Raw genomic sequence first — 26950 nt, 5'->3', positions numbered from 1 at the left:
CAACGGTTTGCTCTCGTCAACCCTTCGCCTTTCTTCCAAGCTAAAGCTTTATATTTACGGTTATTTTATCGTGTACAACTCAAAATAGACTCATACCGGTCTTGTTGGGGTAATAATCAACGAGCCTGAATGCTAAATTTATATGTAAAACTAAGGCGTAGAACGTAGCGAGCAATGTGAGCGGGTTGGCCGTATGGTGATAGGCCTATACCACCATTAAATGGCGGCCAATCATATGGTCCATCCATACTTGCCAAATGGTTCCGTTAAGTTAACGCATGCCGCAGGATATCTGTGTTCCGTCAGACCAGGCCCTTGTTGCGCAGGGCGTGGACTGCCAAGAACGTACACCATAGCCTGTCCGTTTCGCCCCAGGCACCGTCTGGATGCTGGCGCTGCGACAAATGGGCGAAGGCCCGTTCGAGTTGCCGGTCAGCCGCAGGGTGGTCAAGATGGGCCAGCGCATTCAAGGCTTGATAGAACGGAATGCCCGGCCCCCAATCGCCCTGGGGGGTCTGGCGGTCGGCCAGCCAGGCCGCCAGCAAGCCGGTCGCCGCGTGTGCGGCGTAGTCGGGATGAACCACGAAGGCGCGCAAGATATTATGCAACGCGGCCGGGTCCCGTTGGGCTAACGGTTCAGCGGTCAGATCCGCGGCGATCCGATCGTAGCACCCAAGGACGGTCGGATCGGATGCCCGGCCGAAAATAGCGGCCAGAAACAAGGCGGCCGGCAGGATGACAAACTGCCGGCCGGCCGGGGCGAAAGGCAGGCCACGAAGCCGCGCTTCGGAAACTGGGGGAGTTGCTTCCGCCCACCTGACAACTGGCTCGATGGCCAGCAGCGCATCCAGGCTTTTATCGATGGCCGGGTTGGGCGTTCGCACCGTCAGATGCAGGCCAAACAAGCGTCGAATGGTTTCGATCGGCGAGCCGGACCACAGGCCGCCGTCGGATCGCCCCCGGAACAGATCAGAGACCGTGGCATCGAAGTCGGCCTTCCAAAGCGGGCTGGATGCCTCCTGCAGCCACTTTTGCCGCGCGTATAGAGCCGGCGGTGTCCGGCTGGAACGAAATATGGCATAGGGCCGGTTATGCAGTCGTGTCATCTTCATGGCGTGTCGCCGCTGCGCAGGGGCAGTCTTCAGAGGATGGGATTCTCAATGCATCCATGCCGCTGGCTGCAGCTATGCCCCCATGACAGGGTGTTGGGTCGATCCTTCGCCGGGCATCGGTGATGCAAGCCATTTGCGTCTATGTCCAATCAATACTATAGTAATTGATAACGCAAAGCCAACACCCAATCGGAACCTACCATGGCAGATACGAAAGACCGGGTCATCATCGTCGGCGGTGGCATCGCCGGGCTGGCTTGTGCCCGCCGCCTGAACGCCCGGGGCGTGACGGTGCAGGTGCTGGAAGCCGCCGGCAGGGTCGGCGGACGCATCAAGACGGACCGCAAGGACGGCTACCTGCTGGATCGGGGTTTTCAGGTGCTGCAGACCGCCTACCCGGAGGCGCGCCGCTTACTGGATTACCAACGCCTGGACCTGCGGAATTTCGCTCCCGGAGCCATGGTTCATATCCGGGGACGCTTTTATTCGCTGGCCGATCCCCTGCGAAGGCCCGGGGCACTGCTCGATACGCTCGCAGCGCCCATCGGCAGCATTGCCGACCGTCTGCGACTGCTGCGCCTGGTCCGTCGGGTCACCCGCGGGCCGCTCGACGGCCTATTCCGGCGGCCAGAATCGACCGCCTCGCAGTTCCTGCGCGCCGAAGGCTTCTCAGACACCATGATCCAACGCTTTTTTACGCCATTTTTCGGTGGCGTCTGCCTGGATCCTCAAATTCAGGCCTCGAGCCGGGTGCTGCAGTATGTCCTGCGCATGTTCGCCCGCGGAGAGGCGGCGCTGCCCGCCGGGGGCATGCAGCAGATCCCGCTTCAGATTGCCGCAGACCTGCCCAGGGCCTGCCTGCGCACCGTTGTTCGCGTGCGCCAGGTGCGCAGCGATGGCGTCACCCTGGATGACGGGACGGTCATGCCGGCCCGGGCCGTGGTCGTGGCCACCGAGGCCCCGGAGACCGAAAATCTGCTCGGCTTGCCGCACGCCTGCCGGTCGGTTGCCGAGACCTGCCTCTATTTTTCGTGCGACCAGGCGGCCTGGCATCCATCCTTTCTCATGCTCAACGGAGAGGGCAGGGGGCCGATCAACAACATCGCCTTTCCCAGCCGGGTCTCTTCCGGATATGCACCCGCAGGAAAATCCCTGGCCTGTGTGGTCGTCCTCGGCAACCCGGATGGCGGTGACGCCGCTTTGGTCGATCGGGTGAGGGCCCAGTTGATCGACTGGTTCGGCCCGCAGGCCGGCAACTGGGTTCACCTGCAAACCTATCGGATCTCCCATGCCCTGCCCGGCCAATCGCCGCCTACACGAAACCCGACCTGCCCGGTCCCCCGGGTCCGTCCCGGGCTTTTTGTTTGCGGTGAACACGGCAGCCTGCCGGGCATTCAGTGGGCGCTGGTCTCCGGGCGGCTGGCGGCTGACGCCGTGCTGGACCATCTGGGCGATCTTCTCATTTGACCCCTGATGCTGCCGGCTGACAATTGACTTACCCGTGACAATGATCATCCTGGATGGGTATGCCCGGTCAACCCGATCCGCGCAAAGAATCGCGACCCACCCATTCCATGTGCAAATTCATTTGCCAACGGGTTGCCATACCAATGAGGAGTTCAGTCGCCATGAACGCGCCGCCGGCAGCAATAGTAACACCTGATGCAGGGCTTTTGTCCATCCATGCCCACCGCCTGACCCGCATCTACACGGTCGGTTCGGTGCAGGTGACCGGTATCGACGGCGTCGATCTTGCCGTGGCCCCCGGCCAGTTGGTGGTGCTCAAGGGTGACAGCGGTTCGGGCAAAAGCACGCTGCTATCCTTGTTAGCCGGGCTGGATCGGCTCTCCAGCGGACGGCTGACCGTCGCCGGCCACGACCTGAATCACTGCAGGGAAGCCGAGCTGACCGACTTTCGGCGAAAGTCCGTCGGCATGATCTTTCAGGCCTTCAACCTGCTGCCGACCTTGACCGTGCAGGAAAACGTCTGTCTGCCGGCACTCCTGGCCGGCCGCGCCTTCCGTGAAGTTCGATCCAGGGCAGAGGAACTGCTCGACTGGCTCGGCATGGGCGACCGCCTCAACCACCAGCCGCGCCAACTCTCCGGCGGAGAAATGCAGCGCTGTGCCATCGCCCGGGCGCTGATCAATGATCCGGCGATTGTCCTGGCCGACGAGCCCACGGGCAACCTGGACTCAGGCAACGCCCGCAAGGTCATGGCCCTGCTTTCCGATCTGAATCGCCAGTTCGACCGGACCGTTGTGATTGCCACCCACAGCGACCTGGCCGATGGATACGCCACCATGGTGCTGAGGCTGCAAGACGGCCGTGTGGCCCCATGAACGGTGCCATTGAGACGGTTTCGGGCTGCCTGCGCCTGTTTGGCTGGTTTACCCTGCGCCACCTGCGCGGCCACATGGGTCGGACCCTGGCGGTGCTGCTGGGCATTGCCCTGGGTGCGGCGGTCTTTACCAGTGTCCGGCTGGCCGTGCAAGCCACCATGGATTCCTATTCGCGCAGCATGGACCTGATCACCGGCAGCAGTGACCTGACCCTGTTCCGCCCCGGCGGCCGGATCCCCGATACGCTGGTGGCGGCGCTGATGCAGAATCCGTTTGTCCTCACGGCATCGCCGGTTCTGTCCGCCTATGTCAGACCGGCAGACGAGGAAACTCCCTTCCTGTTGGTCGGCTTCGATCCCATCCTGGACCGCAATCTGCGCAGGTGGACCGTTCGGTCCCCGGCTGACGGCCAGGCGGCCGACTGGGCCGCGATGATGACCCAGCCCTTTTCCCTGCTGATCGGGGAGAGACTGGGAGAGCAGTTCGGCTGGCGGGAGGGCCAGTCGATCAGGCTGGTTCACTCCCGGCAGACCCAGGATTTCAAGGTCCTGGCCCTGCTGGATCCAGACGGGCTGGCCATGGTGGAGGGCGGTCGCATCGCCCTGTGCGATATTGCCACCTTCCAGGAGTTTACCGGCCAGTTCGGCCTGGCGGACCGCATCGATATACGCTTGGCGCCTGACCCTGCAGGGGATGTATCGGCCAGCCTGCAAGCGCTGCTGCCCGCCGGCGTCGTCATGCGGTCACCCTCTGCGCTCAGTGAAAGCGGCCAGGCAATGATCCGGGCCTATCAGCTCAGTCTCACCTTTTTGAGTTTCATATCCCTGTTCGTGGGCATGTTTCTGGTTTACAGCCTGGTGGCGCTGAATGCCGCCGCCCGTCGGCGCGAATTGGCGGTCATGCGGGCCACCGGTGCGTCGGGGCGGCTGCTCTTTTTCCTGTTCGTGGGCGAAGGGGCCTTTATCGGCCTGTGCGGGTGGCTGTTGGCCCTGCCGATCAGCAGCCTGCTGGTCAAAACCCTGCTGGCCGGTGTCAGCCGCACCGTGTCCGTGCTTTTCGTGCGCGTGCAGGTGGATGGACTGACCCTGGACCCCTGGGAGATTCTGCTCTCCTTTGGCGTCACCCTTGCCGTGGCCGTGCTGGCGGCCCTGCAGCCGGCTCGCGAGGCCATGCGCGTGCTTCCGCGCGAAGCGCTGGACATCGTCCCCACCGCCAATATCCGGCCACGGCTGACCCGTCGCATGGCCCTGGGGGGCGTCGGCCTGCTGGCTCTGGTCTATCCGATTGCCCGGCTTCCCAGTCCGCCGTCGGTTTCCCTGCCCGGGTACCTGGCGGCGTTGCTGCTGTTTGTCGGCTTTGCGCTGCTGGCCCCTCTGATGCTGCAGCAAGTCGGCCGGCTGCTGGCACCACGGCTGATTCGCCTGGGCGGCCAGCCTGCCTTCTTGGCTGCCGGCTATCTCAAACAAAGCGGTGTTCAGACGGCGATTTCCGTGGGCGCACTGATCACGGCCGTGGCCCTGTTCACCGCCCTGGTGGTCATGATTCACAGTTTCCGCAGCACCGTGGCACTGTGGGTGCAGCAGAGTATCGCCGGTGACATTTACATCCGCCCCAAGCTGGCCGAACTGAATCGCTTTCGCGACCCGTTGCCGCCGCGGGTCGTGGCAGCTGTGCAGACACTGCCGGTCCCCGTGGAACTGGTGCCCATGCGTCGTCTGGAATTGCAGGTCAAGGGACACCAACACCTATTCGAGGCCATGGATTACGACGCCTATGCCCGGCGCAGCCGATTTATCTGGATGGGCGGCGACATCCAACAAATCGAAGCCGATCTGATCGCTGGCAGGGGTGTCGCGATATCGGAAGTCTTCGCCAACAACACCGGTTTGAAAGCCGGCGAACGTTACCGGGTCCAGATCGGCAGGCATCTGTTCGACGAACGGATCCTGGGGGTCTTTCGCGACTACCGCACCCGGGGCGGTGCGGTGTACTATTCGCTGACCCACTACCAGCAACGCTTCGACGATCCAACCTGGAGCGGTGTGCAGGTTAATTTTACCGAGCGCGGCCCCGGTCTGGCGGGCACCGTCGACCGGGTGCGCACCTCACTGTTGAACTGCTGCGGGGAGTCGATCGAAATGATGGAGGGCCCCAGTCTGCGCCAGGCCGTCCTGCGCGTATTCGACGAAACGTTTGCCATCACTACGGTCCTGCTGCTGATTGCCCTGGTGGTGGCCGCCCTGGGGATCGCCACCACCCTGGCCGTGCTGGTGCTCCAGCGCCGCCGGCAGCTCAACACCATCCGCGCCGTGGGCGGCAGTGCCGCCCAGCTGCGGCGCATGATTTTCTGGGAAGCGGGCCTGATCGTGATGGTCGGCCAGGCGGCCGGGCTGGCCTGCGGGTTCATCCTGTCGACCCTGCTGATCTTCGTCGTCAATCGCCAGTCATTCGGTTGGACCTTCCTCTACCAGGTCGACTGGCAGAGTCTGTTGACCGCCGTGCCGATGATTTTCGCTGCGGCGCTGCTGGCTGCGCTGCCGGCGGTCAATTTGGCCCTGAGCGCGTCACCGGCCTTGCTGCTGCGCGGAGGAACGCGTTAATGGTGACGGTTTTGTAACACGTTCGAGATCTGCGTTACGCTTCAACCCTCGTCACTGCGGCGTACTTCAAGTACGCCTCGTTCCTCCGGCCTCGCAAGCCTTGATCTCAAACGCGTTACGAAACCGCTGGTTATTGGGCTTATTTATTTATCCGCATTCACCATAAGGAAGGTGACAAAATGGGACGATGCAGGTATTTCAGCTGTCTTGTCCGGACCGTGTTTCTGATTGCGTTTACGGCCTTTGCGGCGATCGCGGCGGATGATGAATTCCTGCAGGTCACCGGCCCCTGCCAGCTCTCCTTTCCCGCCGATCACGGCCCCCACACGGATTACCGCACCGAGTGGTGGTATTACACCGGCAATCTGGCCGACGACGGCAACCGTCGCTTCGGCTTTCAGCTGACCTTTTTCCGCAGCGCGCTGCAAGCGCCCGGCAATCGCAGAGAGTGGCCGGTGCCGGCCTCGGCCTGGCGCACCGACCAGATCTACCTGGCCCACGCCGCGGTCAGCGATATCAGCGGCGGCCGCCATCTGCAGGCCGAACGGATGGCACGTCCGGTGCTCTCCCTGGCCGGGGCGGACCAGGTGGGCGGCACGGTAACCATCCACGTCCATGACTGGCAGACCATCATTGCGCCCGAGGCGCATCGCCTGCAGGCCTTTGCTGATGCGTTTGCCTTGATCCTCGACCTGACACCGGACAAGCCTGTGGTTCTGCACGGCGACAGCGGATACAGCCGCAAGGGTCAGTCGCCCGAGCGCGCCAGCTGCTACTATTCGTTTACCCGCCTGCAGGTCGCGGGCAGCCTGACCGTGGACGGCATCCGCCATGCGGTGCAGGGATCGGCCTGGATGGACCACGAGTTCAGCACGGCACCCCTGCAGCCGGGCATCACCGGCTGGGACTGGTTCAGCCTGCAGTTGGCGGACCAAACCGAGATCATGGTCTTTTTGCTGCGGCAACCGGACGGGACCTTGAATCCAGCCTCCAGCGGTACCGTCGTGCTGCCCTCGGGGCAGACGCGGCACCTGGTGCAGGCTGATCTGCGCATCGAACCGCTGTCGTTTTGGACCAGTCCCCACAGCGATGCACGCTACCCGGTCGCGTGGCAGGTGGCCGTGATTCCGCTGGACATGGAACTGGTCGTCAGGGCCAACCTGGACGACCAGGAGATGCGCACCCCGAACAGCACCCATGTGGTTTACTGGGAAGGCAGCGTGCAGGTTACGGGAACCCGCAGCGAAAAGGCGATCGATGGCGTCGGTTATGTGGAGCTGACCGGTTATGCCGAGCCATTCGATGCACCCATGTAAGCCAAGGATGCCTGTCATAATTAGTCTTTTGGGAGCATCATGGTAGGTCTGGACACTCCCAGCGCCACCCCACGAGCGGGTCTGCAACCTTGATCGTCGAGGTTATCCCGGATCGGCACTGGCCTGCCAGTCAAATGATTTGATAATAAATAAGATGGCTTAGATGATTGAAAGGGTCTGGTTATCAGTCGCCTGGAGGCGGTACCGAGCGTTGGGATAACCCCGATGAAGGGTTTGCCGCAGCCCAAGGCGCCTCCAGTCACCGTCTTGCCCCGGTTTGACAATGCGGGTCATGTGGCTAGTTTAGCCTATTATTCACCTGAGCAAACAGGAGGCAACATGAAAATATCAATCTATACCATCGCACTGCTCTTCATCGGGGTTTCGATGGCCGCCGCGGCCGGCAGCCCATCCGTGAAACCATCGGTTTCTAAAGATGTCAAGTACTACAACGCGGGGGTTGAATTGATGCTTGATAAAAAGTTTTCCGAAGCGGAAAAGCAGTTTCGCAAGGCGATAGACCGTAACGAGCGCTTCGCCGAGGCCCACAACAATCTGGCCTACACCCTGCGCAAACAGGGTCCTGATCACTACGCGGAAGCCCTTGTGCATTACAATCGGGCGATTGAATTGAAGCCCAACCTGGCTGAGCCTTACATGTACCGTGGGGTGCTGCATACCCAGATGGGCAGTCGATCACTCGCTTTGGACGACCATAGCTCACTCGTGGGCATGAATTCGCCCCTGGCCGCTGAGCTGCAGTACGTGGTCGAAAACGGCCGTGAAAAAGAACCGGAACAGTTTTTTGGCGTGTCCCGGAAAATGTGATGTCGAGGATCGGGTGGAGCATCGGCCGGGATTGGCAAGATGGCTTCAAAATGCGTCGATAGCGGGAACCGTTTCTTTATTGCCGGTTTTTCCATCCTGCCAAACCAGCTGAGTCAACGATTCTCCACCCTTCCCATTAAAGCAACTGCCCGTTGCTTGACAGCCGATACGGCTTGCCAAAGGCGGTCTCGTACCTGACAACCCATTGTTGATGTACTATATTTGGTTTATCATACCGAGTGAAGGCAGACCTTTCAGGGGTTGATCCCGTACATGGCGGAAGGCCTCTGCCCATCCCCCCGTCAACAGAAACCCTATTGGACAAAAGGAGAAGGCATGGACATCATCGATGCATTGGTCGGCCACCATCAGGAACTCAGACAGCTTTACCGGGAGTCGGAAAACAACCCGGACCGGTTTGTCGAATTTGTGCGTCACCTCGTGGTTCATCACACCATGGAGGAGAAGTATTTCTACGATCTGCTGCAGAAGGTCGCCGACGCCCGCCACGATTCCCCTGAAGCGGTCAACGAGCACCACATCATCGAACTGATCATCAAGGACGCCGAAGGGTTCCCCAGGGATCACGGCGACTTTCCCATCAAGGTGGAAGGCCTCGGTGAATACACCACGCACCACCTGGATGAAGAGGAGGCGGAAATATTTCCCATGGCCCGCGCCCGCTTCAGTCCCGAGGACCTGATGACCCTGGGCAAGCTTTTCCTCGAAGCCAAGCGGAAACTGCTGGCCATTCAACTGCCGGAGGTGCCTGCCCAAGTTGACCATCGGGCAACCGGATCGAAACCGGTTCAGGCCAGCTCGCACGGGTTGGGTATCGGCAGCCTGAAATAACTGGTTTGTCTGTCATTCTAACCAAAAAGGAGACACCATGGACATTCTTAAAAGAGAGTTGGCACCGATTCCCCAGCAGGCTTGGGTTGAAATCGATGCCCAAGCGGCAAGAAGCCTGAAAGCGATCCTGTCGGCCAGAAAAGTGATTGACCTGACAGGGCCCATGGGAGCGGATTTCCCCGGCGTGCCGGAGGGACGGCTGGAATACCCGGACAATCAACCGTCTACCGGCCTGTCCTATGGCATACACAAGGTGCACCATCTGGTGGAGACCCGAATTCCGTTCGAATTGGACATCCGGGAGATGGACAATGCCGTTCGCGGGGCCAAAGACCTCGATCTGGCCAATCTGGAAGCCGCTGCTCTAAAGATGGCCCTGTTCGAAGAGAGTGTGATTTATCACGGACTGCCCCAGGCCAACATCAAAGGGCTCAAACATTGCGCCGACCAGGAGTGCCTGACCATCGGATCGACGCCGGAACAACTGCTCGAGGCAATTGCCGAGGGCCTGACCGTGTTTGCCGGCCGCTCCGTCGAAGGGCCATTTTCCTTCGTGGTGGGGCCGAAACTCTGGAGCCGAATGTCCGCCCACCTGCAGGGCTACCCAGTTAAAATGCAGGCCGAGAATATCCTGGGCGGCACGGTGTTGCTCAGCCCCTATCTGACCGGCGAATTTGAGATGGAAGCTTACATGGTCTCCCGGCGGGGCGGTGATTTCGAAATCATCTTGGGCAGCGATCTGGCGATCGGCTATGAGAGCCACACGACCAGCACCGTCGCACTCTACTTCACGGAATCCTTTACCTTTAGAATCCTCGATGCGGCTGGGGTGATTCATTTTACGGCCCAGGCGTAGGTTCATCTGTCCGCGGCGGAACAAAGACCACCGCCGCGGCTGCCAAACCCAAAATCGAACGCTTAACCAAAGGAGGCCTACCATGGTCGACAAAGCGGCACTGTGTGAGAAAATAAAATCCATCTACCCGGACATCGGGGAATGTGGCATCGACATCAACGTGGATTATGACGATGAAAAACAAACCACTGTTTTATACCTGCGCAGGGGCAACAAGGAGGTCAAGCACTACCTGCCGGATGAAGACGCGGAGGCATGCATGGCGGGGCGGCAGTGCGTCGCTCTGGGTGTTGAGATCGCCCAGCTCAGGGACGAGCGCTACCTTTAATCGTTAATATGCGAAAACGCAGCGGACCATATCCATTCTCGGCACCCGTTAACCCTCCTGCTGATTCTCAAGGGCACGGCGCTCCAGCTGCGCCAAGGAAACGCGATTCAAGACCTGGCTGTGCGTGGCGGCAAGAATCACCGGCGGGGCGCAACCGTTCTCCTCGGCTTCTTTCCACCGGTCGACACACAGGCACCATCGGTCACCCGGCTTAAGTCCGGGGAATCCGGCAGCCGGGTGAGGGGTGCTCAGATCGTTTCCCTGGTGTTTGGTAAATTCCAGAAATTCATCGGTCACCTGGGCGCAGACGCCATGTCGGCCAACGTCGCTGGGCCCGATACGGCAGTCTCCGTCACGCAGAAAACCGGTCAATGGCCACAGGCTGCATGTTTGCAGTGTTTCACCATAAACGTTAACGGCTTTTTGATTGGCCATGGCAAACCTCCATTAAAGATTCAGCAATATGCAAAAGGCGTTCAAATTAGATAAGATATGGCATCCGGCGGCAAAGGCAATGTCAGGCGGGTGACTGTAGGATGACAGGTTCAAGCTACCAGGAAGATCCTTTTTTTAACCACAGCGGCTGCCCACAACCTTTATCGGGGGGTCGGGTATAACGGGTCGACACGGCTTCTCTGTTTATCTATCGTCATTCGGCCGCTTTTGACGGGTTCAATTCATCAAGGTTTTCAAATCGGCACGAGCATGGCTGGCACGCCTCTACCCCGTGGGATGGTATATGGATTGATATGACGACCCTCTCGAAGAAATTGAAATTGCTGGTCACCGGGGCTTCCGGTTTTATCGGCTACGAGGTTTCCCGACAGCTCTCGCGCAACGGCTATCGACCCCGGCTGATGATCCGTCAACCGGGCGATGATTGCGAGATCTGTCGGTTCGATGCGGATATAACCCTGGCGGACCTGAGACATCCTGACTGCCTGCGGCGAGCCGTCAAGGGTGTCGACGGCATCATTCACCTCGGGGCAAGGGCCACTTTCGAATCATACAGCATCTTGAAGCCATCCATCCTGGATGGGTCGATCGCCTTGATGGAGGCCGGTATCGAGGCCGGGGTTCGCCGGTTTGTATACAGTTCTAGCCTGCTGGTCTACAGCGATCAGGCATCCTTCGTCACTGCCGAAACGCCGGTCGATCCGGTGCTCGATTATGGCCGCATCAAGGTGGATACGGAAAAGCGGTTGTCGGCGATGGCCGCATCGGCGGGCGTGGCTTTCACGGCTTTGCGGTTGCCGCATGTATACGGCGTTCGAGATCTTTATTTTCGACAACTGCAGGCCGGTCGTCTCATCCTGCCGGGGCTCGGCAAAAACATCTACACGCACCTTCACGTCGCCGATGCGGCCGCGGCCATTATCGCCTGTGCGGAGCAATCCTTTTCCGGCATCCTGCCCGTTGGCGATCGCCTGCCATCCACATGGGCGACATTCCTTGACATCGCCAGGCAGCACTACCCGAATGCCCGCGTGCTCATGCTTCCCCAATGGCTGGCCCTGCTGGCCACGGCCCTGCTGACGCCGTTTCGACACGTTCGCCCCAACCCGGGCCTGGAGACGCCGGGTGCCGTGCGCAGCTACAATTTCAATCTCGCCGTCGATCCCGACTTGCTATGGCAGGATCTTGGGTTGGCACCCCGGTATGGGACCATCCACGAAGGCATCCCCGCGGCGGTTGCCTCAAAACGAGAGCCAGACATCTTGACCACCCGGTTGAGATGAGAAAAAAAGGATGGCCGTCGCTCATTGCAACTGTTCTAATTTATTTAAGAAGTCGCTATTTTTGGGCACTCCTTTTTGGACATGGCGGATGATACCCTCTTTGTCGATGAGGTAGGTGACCCGACCCCGGCCGTAACTTTTCCTGATCGATTTACCTGTGTCGGAAACCAAGGGGAAGTCGATACCATTTTCAGCAGCGAATTTTACGTTTTCCTCCAAACTATCTGCACTTACTCCGATAACTTCGGCATCCAATTGCTTGAATTTTTCCAGATCCCGCTGGAAAGCGTTGACTTCATCCGCTCAGACGGGCGTAAAGATGGCAAAGTACAGCGCCAGAATGACGTTTTGTTTTCCGGCGAAATCAGCCGAATGAATGGCTCCATGGGTGGATTCTCCACTGAACGCCGGTGCTTTGTCGCCAATCTCTATTCCAAATGATGGGACGGGTGTGAAAAACAGGCCGGCCAGGATGATCATGGCCAACGTGATGCGTGAAAAGGCTTTCATTTTTTCCTCCTTATCGACCGATACAGGGAGCACTTGGCTGCGTTTGATGCGGTAGATAAACATGAGCATCTTCCCTGGATGTCGGTTGGAAACATGGTCACCTCGACCTTTTTAATCAAAGGAAGATGGTGTTGGGATGCCGTCTGCTCCATAGCCTGACATTCGATAGCAATCACCAGTAGCGGCACAGAGGGAGATTTTATCAATAAAAAGAATGATCATAGTGAAAAGGTCAAACACAATTAAGCTCAGTGCAACTGACTTGGAAATCTGTTTTGATGAAGATCTTGGTCATCGCTGGTCGCAACTGATCGACGTTCCGCACAGACGGCACTTGTCGGTGTCCACACGCTGCAATAGGCCGCAATGTCGGCACACGGTGCCCCTGAGCGGCAGATGCAGGTCATCGATGTTGGCAAAGATACATTCGGACCTTTCGTCGATTTCGTATTCGGCGAGGCAATCGAGACACTTCATCCTACCGGATTCATTCCGGAGGTTGTCGCTCGCGCAGAACGGGCATTCGCTGTGGGGCATCATGAGATTCTCCCGGTAATGATTGGGACCCTATATCCTGTCAGTCGGGGGTTCATTCTTTTTCTTCTGGTAAAGGGGAGAGATGTCGCGCAGGGTCTTGACCACCTTCTGAAGCGACGCCAAGAAGTAATCGATATCTGATTCGGTGTTCTCGATTCCAAAAGTGATCACCAGCGTACCCTGGGCATCGGCATGGGACCGGCCGATGGACAGCAGCACGTGGGAGGCGCGCAGTGAGCCGGTGGCACAGGCCGAGCGGGTGGCCACTGCGATGCCGTCGTCATCCAGCATGAGCATGACGCTTTCGCCTTCGATGTAGCGTACCGACACAGACACCAGGTTTGGCAGGCTGGCGTCGGCCGGTGTGTTGATGATAATGTCCTCGATGGTCTGAGACAGGCCGGACAACAGTTTGGCTTTCAGGTTTTCCAGGTGTGTCAGCCGCTCGTCCATTTTACGGCGAGCCATCTCGGCGGCCACACCCATCCCGATTATTCCGATCAGGTTTTCGGTACCGGCGCGCTTGTTGTGCTCCTGAACGCCACCTTCCAGGATGGGCCAGATCATGGTTCCCCGGCGGATATAGAGGCCACCGACACCCGTGGGGCCGTAAAACGTGTTGGCGCCGAAGCTCATCAGATTGACGCCGAGTTTCTGGACATCCATGGGCACCACCCCCACTGAATCCACGGCATCCGTGTGCAGCAGGATATTGTGCTCGCGGGTGATCCCGGAGATGGCTTCGATGGGTTGGATGGTGCCGGTTTCGTTGTTGCTGTGCATGATGGACACCAAGATGGTCTTTTCGGTGATGGCGTCTGCCACGGCCTGAGGGTCGACCCGGCCGTGGCGGTCGACATCCAAAGATGTGATCTTGAATCCCTGGCCATTAAGGCGCTTCAGGCTGCGGATGACCGCATTGTGTTCAACATTGGAGGTGATGATATGGTTGCCCTTCTTGGCATTGGCCAAAACCGCCCCTTTGACGGCATGGTTGACTGATTCGGTGCCTCCGGAGGTGAAGACAACCTCTTTGGGGTTGGCGCAGTTGATCAAATCGGCCACCGCCGTGCGGGACTTGTCGAGCTGGGCAGCGGCCAGTTCGCCTGCCGAGTGCTGACTGGAGGGGTTGTGGTAATCGGCGTTGATAGCATCGATCATGGCCGTTTTGACTTCCGGCAGCAAGGGGTTGGACGAGATGTGGTCGAAATTAATGATTGCCATAAGTGTTACCTCTGGGTTTATCGCATTGGTTAGTGTTCCTCTTCCAGGTCGGATTGGCAGGCTTCGCAGAAGGTTAGGTCTTCTTGGATCTCCACGTCGCAGTACGGGCAGTAACATTGGCCGCCCTCGGCATGACGGTGGACTTCCTTATGCTGCTCATTCGGTCGGTTGATACCGGCCAATCCGTCCTCGTAGTTCTTGATAGCCATTTGAAGCGCATCCGCACCCAGGTTGGAGCAGTGCAGCTTGTTCTTTGGCAGCCCTTCAAGGGCTTGGGCCACGTCTTTGTTGGTGATGGCCTTGGCCTCGGCAACGCTTTTTCCCTTAGCAAGCTCGGTAAGCATACTGGAAACGGCGATGGCCGACCCACACCCAAAGGTCTGGAATTTAATGTCCGCGATGCGGTCTTCCTCGATTTTGAGATAGATGGTCATCATGTCGCCACACAGCGGATTTCCAACTTCGCCGACGCCGTTGGCATCATCCATTTCACCAACGTTGCGCGGATTGCGAAAATGATCCATCACGGTTTTATTGTACATCATGGGCGGTTCCTCCCTAAAAAATTTTATATGAAATCAAGCAAATAGCCAAGTAAGCATTTTTTTGAAAAATGGAAATACACAACTGGGTGCAACCACAGCCGATTTTTGGGGCGCCTGGCTTGGTCGACCATTTCGGTGCGCTATAGTCGGGAGACACAGGATCATCAGCGTTGCATCCAGCCTAATCGAATGCGATTTGCTGGATAGCGAGATAATGCGTTATCTCATTTTTTTCATTGTGGATGGGGGCGATTTTCCATTGCATGATAAACGCTGAGCCATCCTTGCGATAATTGATGGCGCGTCCATGGAATACCTTTCCGTGGGAAATATCCATGTTCAATTGATCGATGACCGCCATGTCTGTTTTTGGCCCTTGTAAAATAGACGGGGATTTCCCCATCACCTCATGCGGTCCGTAACCGGTCAGCTCGCAGAATGCCGGGTTGACGTATATGATCGGATAGCCCGGCCCTGCCTCGGTAATGATGATCGAGTTGTAGGACTCTTCCATGGACGTCTCCAACAGGCGCTTCATGATATAACGATAGTTTTCATCTTTATCGAAAATCTCAAAAATGTCATTTTCTGGGTGCATTGGTTATCCTCCTTCAATGATGTGGTTAATTGGCGGATATTTGACGGCACGGGTGCGGCAACCAGGCATCAATCGAACATGAAGGCCACAGAGGCGGCCCCCAACCCGGCACTGGCGCCGACGACCGGTGAGATGTTGACCTCGGCCACCGGGGGCTTGGCGGTGAGCGCCGTCATTTGCCGCGCATACCAATCGGCCGCCGACCGGTTGTTGGCATGCATCGTGATATAGTTCCAGATAGGCCTGTTCCGGCCGATGCGGTCGATGTGTGCCATGACCTTTTTCATGTTGGCCTTCTGGCTGAAGGCTTTTCCGAACACCATCGAATTTCCGTCGGCATCCATTGACACAATCGGATTGAGGTTGAGCAGATTGGCCAGCAGTCCTTTCAGCGGCGAGACCCGACCCCCCCGAACCATAAATTTTAATGTACTGACGCTCACCAGAATGCGCGTGTCGTCAACCCATCGGGAGGCCTGATCAACAATCGCATCAAGGGCTGCCCCCTTTTCAATCGCCTTGGCGATGCGCAGCACAATCAACCCCAGCGCTCCCGAGACGTTTTTCGAGTCGATGACATGGATGGGTATTCCGCGTGCACGGCTGATCGTCTCTGCGGCTTTACAACTGCTGAAATAGGTCCCGCTGAACTTGGCGGTCAGATGAACCGCAATCACCGCGTCGTAATGCTCGGTGAGAAACGTGTACAGATGCTTGAACGCAATTTCGTTCACCTGGGCGGTTTTGGGGTAGTTGCCGCTTTTATCGATGCGCCGGTAGAACTGTTCGGGCCGCATGGTTATCTTGTCCAGGTAGTGATTGTCACCGAAGTAGATGTTGATGGGCAGCATGTGAATCTGATAGTCGTCGATCAAGGACGGTGAGAGGTCGCACGCCGAATCGGTGACCAGGGCAATCTTCCATTTGCGGTCGTAGATGACCTGGCTTTGCCTGAGCATGTCGTCGGCTTTTTGAAAGGTGATGGTACCCACATCCTGAAGCCTGTCAAACAGTCGGTCCGGATGGCTGGTGTGCACGTGCACACGGCTTGCTTTGGCTGCGCCGGCAACCACCACGGAATCGCCGTGCGCCATCAGGATGTCGGACAGGCGGCTGTGATCCAGCGATACGTCGCGGATAACCGCCTCCGTGCAGAAGCGAAACGCCACTTCCTGCGGAACATGGCTTTCCGTGGGCATTTCATCGTTTATGTTCTTCTGCGCGAGGGTGTCGGCGGTCGACTTGACGAGATGGCGAATGCTGTCTTTTCGGATACATTCAATAATGCCTTCAATAAAGTAGAAGAAGGCGTTGGCGCCGGCATCGACCACGTTGGCCTTGGCCAGCACGTCCAGCTGAAGTGGGGTCTCAGCCAACGTCTTTTCGAGGATGGCCTTGGAGTCGATAAACAACTGGCCAAAATCGTCGACCCGGTGCCGCTTTGCGTCGATGAAATCGGCCCAGGCGCGTACAATGGTCAGCAAGGTCCCTTCCACCGGGTTCGCCACTGCCCGGTAGACGTATCGCACTGCATTTTTTACGCTTGCCGAAAATGGCTCAACCGACACACTGGACCGGTTGGTGGTTTCACTGCTGACGCCGAAAAGGAACTGGGCGAAGATGATGCCTGAGTTGCCGCGGGCATTGATCAAGGCCGCCTCAGCAATCCGATCCAGCATTTGCTTGTATGGGCGCTCCGGTCTTACCGACGCGACGACCGCACCCAAGGTAGACGCCATGTTGGCCCCGGTGTCCCCGTCTTTGACGGGAAAAACGTTGATCCGGTTCAGCCGCTCCTGATTGGCAACAACCTTCCGGGTGCCGGCCAGGAACATGTAATACAGCCATCGTCCATCAATTTCTCTCATCGGACCGGTTTCTTTTCTATCATCAGGTCGGTTAAGATATGTCCATGACGGTAACCGCCACATCCCGCAACGTATCGCCCCGCCGCACCTTGAGACTGATCGGCCTTCCGATCTCGGCGGCCTGCAGGATCTGAACGAAATCGGCCGTGTTGGCGGTCGGTTTTCCCTCCACGGCAACAATGGTATCACCCAAGATTCGCCTTCGGTAATCGATTCCCTCCAACCCCGCGCGCTGGGCTTCCGAATCGGGCATCACACGGTCAATGACCACCCCGACCACGCCGAGACTGGCGGTGGCTTCCTCATCCAAGACAACGATGCCGATTCCAGGCCGAGGGAACTTTCCCTTGGCAATGAGTTGCGGAACCACCTTGTTGACCACGTCCACTGGCACGGCGAACCCGATTCCGGCCGAACTGCCGGAGCCGGAAATGATAGCGGTGTTGACGCCGATCAACCGGCCACTCGAATCAATCAATGGACCGCCGGAGTTGCCCGGGTTGATGGCCGCGTCGGTTTGAATCACACCAACCACGTCGCGTCCGGTAGCGGTGGGCAGGCGCCGATCGAGGGCGCTGATGACACCGGTGGTCAGTGTGCGTGAAAGGCCAAATGGGTTGCCGATGGCGAGCACGCTCTGCCCGACTTGCAAGCTGTCGGATGTCCCCACAGGGATCGGTTGAACCGTAGAGAGGGGACGTCGCAGTTGAATGACCGCCAGATCGTAATCGGGCGCACCGCCGACATAGGTGGCGTCGATGGCTTCACCACTTTCGAGGCGCACCTGGACACGACGGGCACCCTCGATGACATGAAAATTGGTTACCACATGTCCGCTGCTGTCCCAAAGAAAGCCGGAACCGGCTCCCTGTCGAACTTCACGCGTGCCGAAGAATCCGGCCACCGCGTTTTCGGTGAAGATGTACACCACGGACGGTGCGGCCGCGTTGAAAATGGAGATGGTCGTTTTCTCGAATTCCGCCAGACTCCCCCGCGGCGTGATTTCGCGGGTATGGCTGTCGACGCGCCGTTTTTCATCGGCGAGGCGATTCCAGAAGAAAAAACCCGCAACAAGGGTCAACGCAATGATGATGACAAACATGGAGCGGTTGATTCGTTGCATGGATAATGACTCCTATTTTCAAAATCGCTTAACGACAGAGAAACAGACATTCTCCCAACGCATTAACGCTTGATATCGATCAAATGGGTTGCCTGTCAATGTCAGGCCGCCATTTCTTGTTGGGCAGACACAGTGTTGGTGCTGTCGCCCATGCCTTTGCCGAGGCGCACTGCTTCGGCCAAATCGATCAGTGCATCGCCTTCAATGACTTCATCTTTCAGCAGTTGGCCGACCGTTGCCACCAGCAGGTCGCGGTTGGCCTTCAGGATCTCTAAGGCCGCATCGAACTGATTATCGATTATCCGTCTGACTTCCTCGTCAATGGTTTTGGCGGTTTCATCGCTGTATTGACCGCCGGCATCGCCCATTGCACCCAAAAAAGCCGGCTGCTGCTGGCTGGCGAAGTACACCTGTCCCACGCGCTCACTCATGCCATACTCCTTGACCATGCTGCGCGCAATATCGGTGGCCCGTGAGAGGTCGTTTTGGGCACCGGTGGAGATGTCGTTGAAGATGAGCGCCTCGGCTGCTCTACCGCCCAACAGCGTAGCAATGCGGTTGTTCAGTTCGGTTTTGCGCATCAGAAATCGGTCTTCGGTCGGCACCTGCATGGTGTAACCCAGCGCTGCGATGCCGCGGGGAATGATCGATATCTTTTGCACCGGGTCGGTCCCGGGCAATGCCATGGCCACCAGCGCATGCCCCAATTCGTGGTAAGCGACGATCTCCTTCTCTTCCGGATTGATCAGTCGATTTTTCTTCTCCAGCCCGGCCACCACGCGCTCAACCGCCTCTTCCACGTCGGCCATGCCGATACGCGCCTTGTCGCGTCTGACCGCCAATAAGGCCGCTTCATTGATCAGGTTGGCCAAATCGGCGCCGACCATACCGGCAGTCATTGCCGCAATCTTCTCAGGATCGATATCCGTGTCGGTTTCGACTTTATCCAGATAGATCTTGAGAATGTCCACCCGTCCGGTTTTGTCGGGCCGGTCGACAAGCACTTGACGATCGAATCGACCGGGCCTCATCAGCGCCGGATCCAATATTTCAGGGCGATTGGTGGCGGCCATCAAAATGACGCCCACATTGGCATCGAAGCCGTCTAATTCCACGAGCAACTGGTTCAGGGTCTGCTCCCGCTCATCGTGCCCCCCGGCCATACCGATGCCTCGGGCTTTCCCCAACGCATCCAACTCATCGATGAAGATGATGCAGGGCGCTTTTTCTTTGGCCTGTTTGAAGAGGTCGCGGACCCTGGCGGCGCCCAGTCCAACAAACATCTCGACAAACTCGGAGCCACTGAGGCTGAAGAACGGCACCCCGCTTTCTCCGGCCACCGCTTTTGCCAGCAGTGTTTTACCGGTGCCCGGCGGACCGACAAGCAGCGTGCCCCGGGGGATCTGGCCGCCCACGCGCGTGTAACGCTGAGGTTCTTTCAAAAAATTGATGACTTCCTCCAATTCCTGCTTGGCTTCGTCAACACCGGCAGCATCATCGAACCGAACCGACACGTCATCGTCAACGTATATCTTGGCTTTGTTTTTACCGATGGTCATAAATCCGGACTGCTGCTGGAAACGGCGCATCATGAAAACCCAAAACCCGAAGAAGATGGCTATGGGGATCAGCCAGGACAAGAGTGTTCCCAGAAAATTGTTCTCGAGCCTTCCCGAGTATTTTACGTTGTTCTCATCCATCAGCTGTGAAATTTCCGGATCCACCCTGACGGTCCTGAAAAGTCCACGCGACGCTGCGCCCTCATCCGAGCCGAGCATCCGGCCTTGAATTTCATTTTCGGAAATGGCAATTTCAGACACCCTGCCCTCCTTGACCGCTTTAACGAATTCGCTGTAGGGGATGTTTTTAACGGTCAGGGACCCCGCAATCATATTGTGCAGAAATAAAACCGCCCACATGCCGATGATCGCGTACCAAAAAGAAAATCGATGTTGTTTTTTCATATCTACCCCCTAACCCGGATAAACCGGTACTCTATAAAAGGCGTAGGCCGCGAACAACCAATAGCAATCTTCTAAGCTCAAAATAAACATACGAAAGAAGTCGGGCCTATCATTCGTTTAACAGGCCAGCGGCATCAGGCCCGTATCACATTCATCGCCGTCAATGTTTTCCGTCGCGGAACCGCTGTCATCTGAGGCGTTGCCGTCAGGCCGGTCGGCGAACGCCTCGGCGATGGCATCTTCAATGCGGTCAACGGTCACAAAGGCCAGCTCGCTGAGGATCTCTTCAGGCAGGTCTTCCACGTCGGAAAGGTTCCGCTTGGGCAGAATCACCGTTTTCAAACCGGCGCGATGGGCTGCCAGCGCTTTCATCTTGATACCGCCAACCGGAAGCACGCGGCCGCGAAGCGTAATTTCCCCGGTTATGCCGACATCGCTGCGCACCGGTTTTCCGCTGAAAAGGCTGGCCAGAGTCATGACCATGGCCACGCCTGCCGATGGACCATCTTTTGGCAGCGCACCGGCCGGGACGTGCACGTGCACGTCCGCGTGTTCAAAGGCACCCGGATCGATGTCCAACTGATCCGCTTTTGTGCGAACATAGCTGAGCGCAATTTCAGCACTCTCTTTCATCACACTGCCCAACTGGCCCGTCAGGGACAGACGTCCCTTGCCCGGCATGCGGGTCGCCTCGATGAAAAGAATATCGCCCCCGACCGAAGTCACTGCCAATCCGGTAGCGATGCCCGGCACGTCAAAGGTTTCCGATCGCTCAGCGTCAAAACGTTCCTTTTTCAGGTAGTCACGAACCATCTGTTCCGTAACCACCACATGAGACCACCCCTTTTCGTTTAGCGCCACGATGCCTTTTCGGCAAATGGCAGCGATATGCCTCTCAAGGTTGCGTACGCCGGCCTCGCGGGTATAGTCGTGGATAATTTTTACGACGGCATCCTCAACAAAGGTAACTTCGTCATCCTCGAGACGATGCGACCTGAGCTGTCGGGGAATCAGGTGGCGTCGGGCAATTTCCAGCTTTTCCAGCGCCGTATACCCATCGATCTGGATGATTTCCATGCGGTCTTTCAGCGGACCGGGTATGGTATCCAGTTGGTTGGCCGTGGCAATGAAGATGACTTCGCTGAGGTCGAAGTCCACGTCCAGGTAGTGATCACGAAAGGTATTGTTTTGCGCCGGGTCCAACACTTCCAGCAAGGCGCTGCTGGGGTCGCCACGCCAGTCCTGACCGATCTTATCGATTTCATCGAGCATAAACACCGGGTTGCGGGTGCCCGCCCGCTTGATTGACTGGATAATTCGTCCAGGCATCGCTCCGATGTAGGTGCGACGGTGACCGCGTATTTCGGCCTCATCCCGAACGCCGCCGAGGCTCATGCGGGTGAATTTACGGCCCAGGGCACGCGCCACGCTGCGTCCCAAACTGGTCTTGCCGACGCCCGGAGGACCGGCCAGACACAAAATAACGCCCAGGGCGGTGTTGTCTTCTGTCTCGTCCTGCGCCCCTTGACGATCCTTTACGAGACGCCTCACGGCAATATATTCGATCAGGCGCGCTTTGATCTCTTCCAAGCCATAGTGGTCCTCGTCCAGAATGCGTCGTGCATCGTTAATGTCACCGCTGTCGTCGCTTAGTTGCCCCCAAGGCAGATCGATCAGCCAGTCCAGGTAGGTCTTGATAATCGGATACTCGGCGGATTGAGGAGACATTTGCTGCATGCGCTCCAGTTCCCGGACCGCTTCTTTGCGCGCTTCATCGGGCATGTCTGAACCCTCGATGCGTTCGGCGTAGTCATCCGGCGCCGATGCGGGGTCGTCGGTTTCGCCCAGCTCTTTTTTTATAGCTTCAAGCTGTTGCCTCAAAAAATAATTCCGCTGTGTTTTACTCATTTTTTCTTGAACTTCGGACTTTATTTTTTTTCCGATGCTGAGCATTTCTTTTTCGCGCGACAGATGAGAAAGCAGTACACGAATTTTCTGAGATACGCTGTCGATCTCGAGTAGCTCCTGCCGCACTTCCGTGGTCAGGTTCATGTTGAAGGTTGTCACGTATGCCAACTGAAGCGGGTCGTTGATGCGCGAAATCGTCTCGGCGGCTTCTTTGGAGGAGTTGGGTGTCATTTCCAGCACTTCAAATACGGTGTCACGCAATTGGCGCTGCAGCACCTCCAACTCGATACCCGTTTCCACGATCTCCGGGGCGTGAAGCACACTCGCCTTGAGGTGCGGGCCACCGCTTTGCCAGGTGGATACCTTGAACCTGCGGATTCCGTTCAGCAAGGCGACCATCACACCCTCTTCATTTTTTTTGGCATGCAGAATCTTGGCAATGGTTCCCACCTCATAAAGTTGACCCGGTACAGGATGTTCGACTTCCGGATCCTTGACCGTCAACAGCCCAACGGTCCGATCCGCTGCTATGGCTTCGTCGATCATAGACGCTGAACTGAAGGAGATCATGAACGGCACGCTCATCTGGGGAAATGCCACCATGCTGCGAACCGGCAAAATGGGTATGATGTCCTGTGTGTCGGTCTTGGCTTCGATCATCTCGCCTTCGTATATGTCTTTGACCTCATTTGTGTCTGATTTCATAAGTACCACCTCAATGTTTGGGTGTGATCGATACTTCCTTAAAAATTATTTAACAAATATTAAACATTATATTGACAATGGCAATTGGTTTTTCATATTATTTGCTCATGAACATTAAGTCCACCTACACCATCAAATACGTCGCGTTGAAAACAGGGTTGAAACCTTACCTGATCCGGAGTTGGGAAGCCCGCTATCAGGCGATTTGCCCACAGCGGTCCGACAGCAATCGCCGATGTTTTACCGATAACGATGTCAAGCGGTTGAGGTTGCTCAAGAAAGTGGTGGACGAGGGACATCCCATTTCCGCCGTTGCCAAAATGAGCAGCGATGAACTCAGCCGCCTGCTGGAACGGGGTATCGCTTTGGTCAATTCTGACGATCCCATCGATACTGGATCTGCATCGGGTGGTTTGGACGACGGCGCAATGGCTGCCCAATTCGTCGAACGAGCGATTTTCCATACCAGTCGGCTGAACCCGACGGCGCTGGAGCATGTGCTCAATGATGCGGCTGTCGACATGCCCCGACAATCGTTTTTACAGGTGGTGGTATTGCCCCTGTTCGAAAGCATCGGTGAGCTATGGCGCCTCGGTAAATTGAAGACCATCAACGAACACATGGCATCGATCGTTGTCCGTACGATTTTATGGGACATGCTACGCAGCGTCGACTTGTCGGAGGCAGCCCCCAGAATCGTTGTTGCCACACCGGTGGGCCACTGGCATGAACTGGGTGCCTTGGCTTCGGCGCTGGCGGCGTCTGAATCGGGTTGGCGCGTCCATTATTTCGGCCCCAACCTACCTGCCGAAGAGATTGCCTATGCGGCCAAAAGGCTCAGGGCCAAGGCCTTGGCCCTGAGCCTCTGTCACCTGCTCAACGATCACCGCCTGGATGGTGAACTGAAAAAACTCCGTCGTCTGGTTGGCAGCGAGCTGCCGATATTTATCGGCGGGCCGGGGACCAAACCGGTTCGCCAGACCATTGTGCAAATCAACGCGGTGGCGGGCATCGATCTGTGTGGATTCAGGGCCAAGCTTGAAGCGTTAGCCGAGGCGTGAACCGCGATAGCCAGCGCAATTCCCACCACCTGGGGCGGGAGATGTCAGCGAGCTACAAATTGATTTTCATCCTTACGGTGCTGCGCAGCACTGCCGTTACCGGCAGAGCAATCCCTGCGGTTTGCCGCGCAGAGGGTTCAATCTCACTTTAATGACAAGGTGTTTCAAGGTTTCTTGCAGACGATTGATCGTGATCATGTTGATGGGGCGGGGCGTTAAATCTGAAATGGCCGTCAGCAGTAAATCCGGCTGACGGCCATTGGTTCTACTGGGCCGGTTTCATGCCGTGTACCGCTGTAAATTCATCCCACTCATCGACGCCGACTTCCCCATCACCGTTGGTGTCGATCATGTCAAAACCGGAGCGCCATTTTTCCACGTTGGGCGAGATGAATTCGTCGAATGTAAGCACACCATCGCTGTCCTTGTCCAACGCTGTCATATCCCAAACCATATTCATATTTCCGTGACCACCGTAATGGTGTCCGGCAAATGCCATAAACGGCAGCGTCAAGGCTGCTATTGCCAGTACTAGTGTTAATCCTATATTTTTCATGTAAACCTCCCAGCTCGCATGTGGAGCGTTATTGGTGAAAAGTTAAACAAATATTAAACCGTCGATGTCATTTGTCAATGGTGATCGATTTTACCGCGATGGCGAGCGCATTCCTCGCCGCTTGTGGAAACAAGGCTGAGATCCAGCCATCGGTCCTTGGGAAGGGTTCAACTCGTATGGTCAGTTTTGATCGAACTGGGCCTCACAAGCCGTTCAGCCCGGCCTGATAGGTTTTGGCCTGGGTCAACAATTCCCGCTGCTTGTCATCTTTCATCCGATCCCAGGTCCGAAACATCATCGCCACGCGCGGATTGTTGGCGAGTTTTTGTCGATGGCGGTGGAGAAACGCCCAATAGAAGCTGTTGAAGGGGCAGGATCGGTCACCCGTGTTCTTGCGCCACTGGTAATGGCAGTCATCGCAGTAGTCGCTCATCTTGTGGATATAGTTGGCTGATGAGACGTAGGGTTTGGTTGCCACCATGCCGCCATCGGCGAACTGGCTCATTCCGCGGGTGTTAACGATCTCCACCCACTGAACGGCATCGATATAGACGCCCAGATACCAGCTATCGACTTCATTTGGGTGGACACCTGCCAAAAGGGCGAAATTGCCGGTGATCATCAATCGCTGAATGTGATGGGCATAGGCATGCACAAGCGATTGGGATATAGCTGTGTGCATACAGTTCATGCGTGTGTCGGCGGTCCAGAAAAAATCCGGCAGGTCGGCCTTGTGATTGAAATGGTTCATCGTTGCATAAGTGGGCATGTGAGACCAGTAGATGCCGCGCATGTATTCGCGCCAGCCCAATATTTGGCGCACAAAACCCTCCAGCTGTTCGACGCTCACGGTTGCGCCGGAAGTTGCCTGTGCCCGGGCAATGGCCGCCCGAATCACTTCCATGGGGTGGAGCATTTTGGTGTTCAGCCCGAAAGAGAGCAGTGAATGAAACAGGGACCAGCTGCCGGCTGTCATGGCATCCTGGTAGGTGCCGAAGTGAGGCAGCCGCTTGTCGATGAAGGTTGCCAGCTGACTCAAGGCCTGGTCGCGGGTCACGGGCCAGATGAATTTCTTGGCGTCAATTTCACCGAAATTCGGCACCCCGCAACGGTGTATCATCGTGACGATATCGGAGACATCGTTGTCGAAAACGGTTGCCGCGGGAATCGGCACGACGCCATCGTAGCGCTTGCGATTGCTGTGGTCGTAATTCCATTTGCCCCCCGTGGGTTTGCCATCATCCATGAGGATGTCGTAGCGTTTGCGCATAAAGCGATAAAACGACTCCATCAAATACCGTTTCTTGCCTCTGAAGTGTTTGGCGACATCGCTGCGGGACGTTAAAAAATGCTCCGTGTCAACGACGGCAGTCGGGACGGTCAGGCGTGATGCGATGTCCGCCAGCTCGATGTCGAGGCGGTATTCATCCGGTTGCATGTATTCAAAGCGATCCACATGCTGCGATTTGATCAATCGGATCAGATTGCGTTCGAAGGATTGTTCGTTGTGTGGGTCATCCAGGCGAAGGTACACCACACGATGCCCCCTGCGGGAGAGCGCTGCACCGAAATGGCGCATGGCGCTGAAAAATCCGGCTATTTTTTGGATGTGGTGCTTGACGTAGTCCGTCTCCTGGCGCACTTCCATGAGCGTGTAAAGGGTGTCTTTACGAACCTTCTCGAACCAGCTGTGTTGCGCGTTGAGCTGATCGCCAAGGATCAATCGAAGGGTTACGTCTCTCTTCATCGGTGTCCTTCCCCAAATGTCTGGCGACCATGTGCGGTTCAATCGCCGGCCGCGGGACCCGGTTGGTGCGGGGTGTTTTATTGACAGACTCGCGTGGTGACGAGAACCATTATAATACAGACGCCGGCAAACGACCAGCGGGTCCCCTTAGGGCCTTGAAAAAGGCGTTCGCGTTGCCTGATGTGGCTAAATCACGATGGCCCGCCATATGTATTCTTTTGGAGCTGGTAGTATCTCGCCATCATTTTAACCGAAATCAGTCATCATTGCGAATTCATCTTATTCTGTTAAGATTGCAATTAAATATATGTTTTTCATTCTGCGATACTGGCACAAGGCCGCATCTAACCTTGTCGACGATGAAAAGTATGTGACAACGTTGACCCGATTTCTGAAATCTAGAGGAGGACACCCATGACTGAATTTTTCGTAATCTACGCCGTCTTTTTCATAATCGCGTCTGCCGGTGGTTGGCGCATCGCATCTTCAATGTGACGCGTCGAATCTCCTGCAGCATCCACATCTCGCCTCACCATTTCGTGCATGACCCGATTGGTGGGTTACTGGCACACGCTGGAAGGTAAAAAAATAAAATGATTGAACAGAAAAGAAGACAACACCCCCGTTGTAT

Annotated in this window: 23 protein-coding genes and 1 pseudogene; 10 read left to right on the top strand and 14 right to left on the bottom strand. The window is 56.9% G+C overall.

Annotated features, from left to right (window positions below):
* Positions 1-302 precede the first annotated feature (302 nt).
* On the bottom strand, positions 303-1112 hold the full coding sequence (locus ABYV26_RS03525) for a hypothetical protein (protein ID WP_372678216.1): 810 nt from the start codon (positions 1110-1112) through the stop codon (positions 303-305).
* 201 nt (positions 1113-1313) lie between these two features.
* Between ABYV26_RS03525 and ABYV26_RS03520 the strand changes: the two genes are divergently transcribed.
* The 8 genes from ABYV26_RS03520 to ABYV26_RS03485 all read left to right on the top strand — a co-directional run bounded on the left by ABYV26_RS03520 (position 1314) and on the right by ABYV26_RS03485 (position 10234).
* Positions 1314-2579 (top strand): NAD(P)/FAD-dependent oxidoreductase, encoded by a 1266-nt coding sequence (locus tag ABYV26_RS03520; RefSeq protein ID WP_372678214.1) that lies wholly within the window; start codon positions 1314-1316, stop codon positions 2577-2579.
* Positions 2580-2740: 161 nt separating this feature from the next.
* Complete coding sequence (locus tag ABYV26_RS03515; RefSeq protein WP_372678213.1) at positions 2741-3454, top strand: ABC transporter ATP-binding protein; 714 nt, start codon at positions 2741-2743, stop codon at positions 3452-3454.
* On the top strand, positions 3451-6054 hold the full coding sequence (locus ABYV26_RS03510) for an ABC transporter permease (RefSeq protein WP_372678211.1): 2604 nt from the start codon (positions 3451-3453) through the stop codon (positions 6052-6054). Before ABYV26_RS03515 ends, ABYV26_RS03510 begins: the two co-directional genes overlap by 4 nt.
* Positions 6055-6233: 179 nt before the next feature.
* Positions 6234-7370, top strand: a complete 1137-nt coding sequence (locus tag ABYV26_RS03505) for a lipocalin-like domain-containing protein (protein WP_372678209.1) — start codon at positions 6234-6236, stop codon at positions 7368-7370.
* Between the two features lie 339 nt (positions 7371-7709).
* Complete coding sequence (locus ABYV26_RS03500) at positions 7710-8198, top strand: tetratricopeptide repeat protein (RefSeq protein ID WP_372678207.1); 489 nt, start codon at positions 7710-7712, stop codon at positions 8196-8198.
* A gap of 336 nt (positions 8199-8534) precedes the next feature.
* Entirely contained in the window at positions 8535-9050 is a 516-nt protein-coding gene (locus ABYV26_RS03495; RefSeq protein WP_372678206.1) for a hemerythrin domain-containing protein, read from the top strand.
* 37 nt (positions 9051-9087) lie between these two features.
* Positions 9088-9906, top strand: coding sequence for a family 1 encapsulin nanocompartment shell protein (locus ABYV26_RS03490; RefSeq protein WP_372678204.1), 819 nt, complete (start codon positions 9088-9090; stop codon positions 9904-9906).
* 82 nt (positions 9907-9988) lie between these two features.
* Complete coding sequence (locus ABYV26_RS03485) at positions 9989-10234, top strand: hypothetical protein (RefSeq protein WP_372678202.1); 246 nt, start codon at positions 9989-9991, stop codon at positions 10232-10234.
* Positions 10235-10282: 48 nt separating this feature from the next.
* On the opposite strand, the gene ABYV26_RS03480 is transcribed toward ABYV26_RS03485, so the two are convergent.
* Entirely contained in the window at positions 10283-10669 is a 387-nt protein-coding gene (locus ABYV26_RS03480) for a DUF2237 family protein (protein ID WP_372678200.1), read from the bottom strand.
* Positions 10670-10983: 314 nt separating this feature from the next.
* Between ABYV26_RS03480 and ABYV26_RS03475 the strand changes: the two genes are divergently transcribed.
* The gene (locus tag ABYV26_RS03475) at positions 10984-11973 is read left to right on the top strand and encodes an NAD-dependent epimerase/dehydratase family protein (protein WP_372678199.1); all 990 of its coding nucleotides are present in this window, start codon (positions 10984-10986) and stop codon (positions 11971-11973) included.
* A gap of 21 nt (positions 11974-11994) precedes the next feature.
* Here the strand turns inward: ABYV26_RS03475 and ABYV26_RS03470 are convergent.
* The 10 genes and pseudogenes from ABYV26_RS03470 to lon form a co-directional block, all read right to left on the bottom strand.
* Positions 11995-12261, bottom strand: a pseudogene (locus tag ABYV26_RS03470) (redoxin domain-containing protein); the annotation flags it as partial.
* Positions 12262-12276: 15 nt separating this feature from the next.
* The gene (locus tag ABYV26_RS03465) at positions 12277-12483 is read right to left on the bottom strand and encodes a hypothetical protein (RefSeq protein WP_372678197.1); all 207 of its coding nucleotides are present in this window, start codon (positions 12481-12483) and stop codon (positions 12277-12279) included.
* Positions 12484-12774: 291 nt separating this feature from the next.
* Positions 12775-12960: a hypothetical protein gene (locus tag ABYV26_RS03460; protein WP_372678195.1), complete on the bottom strand. Its 186-nt coding sequence runs from the start codon at positions 12958-12960 to the stop codon at positions 12775-12777.
* A 90-nt stretch (positions 12961-13050) separates the two neighbouring features.
* Positions 13051-14244, bottom strand: a complete 1194-nt coding sequence (locus tag ABYV26_RS03455) for a cysteine desulfurase family protein (RefSeq protein ID WP_372678193.1) — start codon at positions 14242-14244, stop codon at positions 13051-13053.
* 29 nt (positions 14245-14273) lie between these two features.
* The gene (nifU, locus tag ABYV26_RS03450; RefSeq protein WP_372678191.1) at positions 14274-14789 is read right to left on the bottom strand and encodes a Fe-S cluster assembly scaffold protein NifU; all 516 of its coding nucleotides are present in this window, start codon (positions 14787-14789) and stop codon (positions 14274-14276) included.
* A gap of 181 nt (positions 14790-14970) precedes the next feature.
* Positions 14971-15387: a PAS domain-containing protein gene (locus tag ABYV26_RS03445; RefSeq protein ID WP_372678190.1), complete on the bottom strand. Its 417-nt coding sequence runs from the start codon at positions 15385-15387 to the stop codon at positions 14971-14973.
* A gap of 68 nt (positions 15388-15455) precedes the next feature.
* Positions 15456-17255 carry a DegV family protein gene (locus ABYV26_RS03440; RefSeq protein ID WP_372678188.1) on the bottom strand — a complete coding sequence of 600 codons (1800 nt, stop codon included), beginning with the start codon at positions 17253-17255 and terminating at the stop codon, positions 15456-15458.
* 31 nt (positions 17256-17286) lie between these two features.
* Positions 17287-18378 carry a S1C family serine protease gene (locus ABYV26_RS03435; RefSeq protein WP_372678186.1) on the bottom strand — a complete coding sequence of 364 codons (1092 nt, stop codon included), beginning with the start codon at positions 18376-18378 and terminating at the stop codon, positions 17287-17289.
* 101 nt (positions 18379-18479) lie between these two features.
* Entirely contained in the window at positions 18480-20342 is a 1863-nt protein-coding gene (gene ftsH / locus ABYV26_RS03430; RefSeq protein ID WP_372678184.1) for an ATP-dependent zinc metalloprotease FtsH, read from the bottom strand.
* Between the two features lie 117 nt (positions 20343-20459).
* Positions 20460-22955 (bottom strand): endopeptidase La, encoded by a 2496-nt coding sequence (gene lon / locus ABYV26_RS03425; RefSeq protein ID WP_372678182.1) that lies wholly within the window; start codon positions 22953-22955, stop codon positions 20460-20462.
* Between the two features lie 107 nt (positions 22956-23062).
* On the opposite strand from lon, the gene ABYV26_RS03420 reads away from it, so the two are divergent.
* Positions 23063-24016 carry a MerR family transcriptional regulator gene (locus tag ABYV26_RS03420; protein ID WP_372678180.1) on the top strand — a complete coding sequence of 318 codons (954 nt, stop codon included), beginning with the start codon at positions 23063-23065 and terminating at the stop codon, positions 24014-24016.
* A 265-nt stretch (positions 24017-24281) separates the two neighbouring features.
* Here ABYV26_RS03420 and ABYV26_RS03415 read toward each other — a convergent pair whose 3' ends face one another.
* Positions 24282-24572 carry a hypothetical protein gene (locus ABYV26_RS03415; protein ID WP_372678178.1) on the bottom strand — a complete coding sequence of 97 codons (291 nt, stop codon included), beginning with the start codon at positions 24570-24572 and terminating at the stop codon, positions 24282-24284.
* Positions 24573-24774: 202 nt separating this feature from the next.
* Positions 24775-26319 (bottom strand): cryptochrome/photolyase family protein, encoded by a 1545-nt coding sequence (locus ABYV26_RS03410; RefSeq protein WP_372678176.1) that lies wholly within the window; start codon positions 26317-26319, stop codon positions 24775-24777.
* Positions 26320-26950 lie beyond the last annotated feature (631 nt).

The sequence above is a fragment of the Desulfosarcina sp. genome (assembly GCF_041551955.1).
GTDB lineage: Bacteria > Desulfobacterota > Desulfobacteria > Desulfobacterales > Desulfosarcinaceae > Desulfosarcina.
Note: the sequence above shows the minus strand (reverse complement) of the source record. Positions and strands in the feature narration are given on the sequence as shown.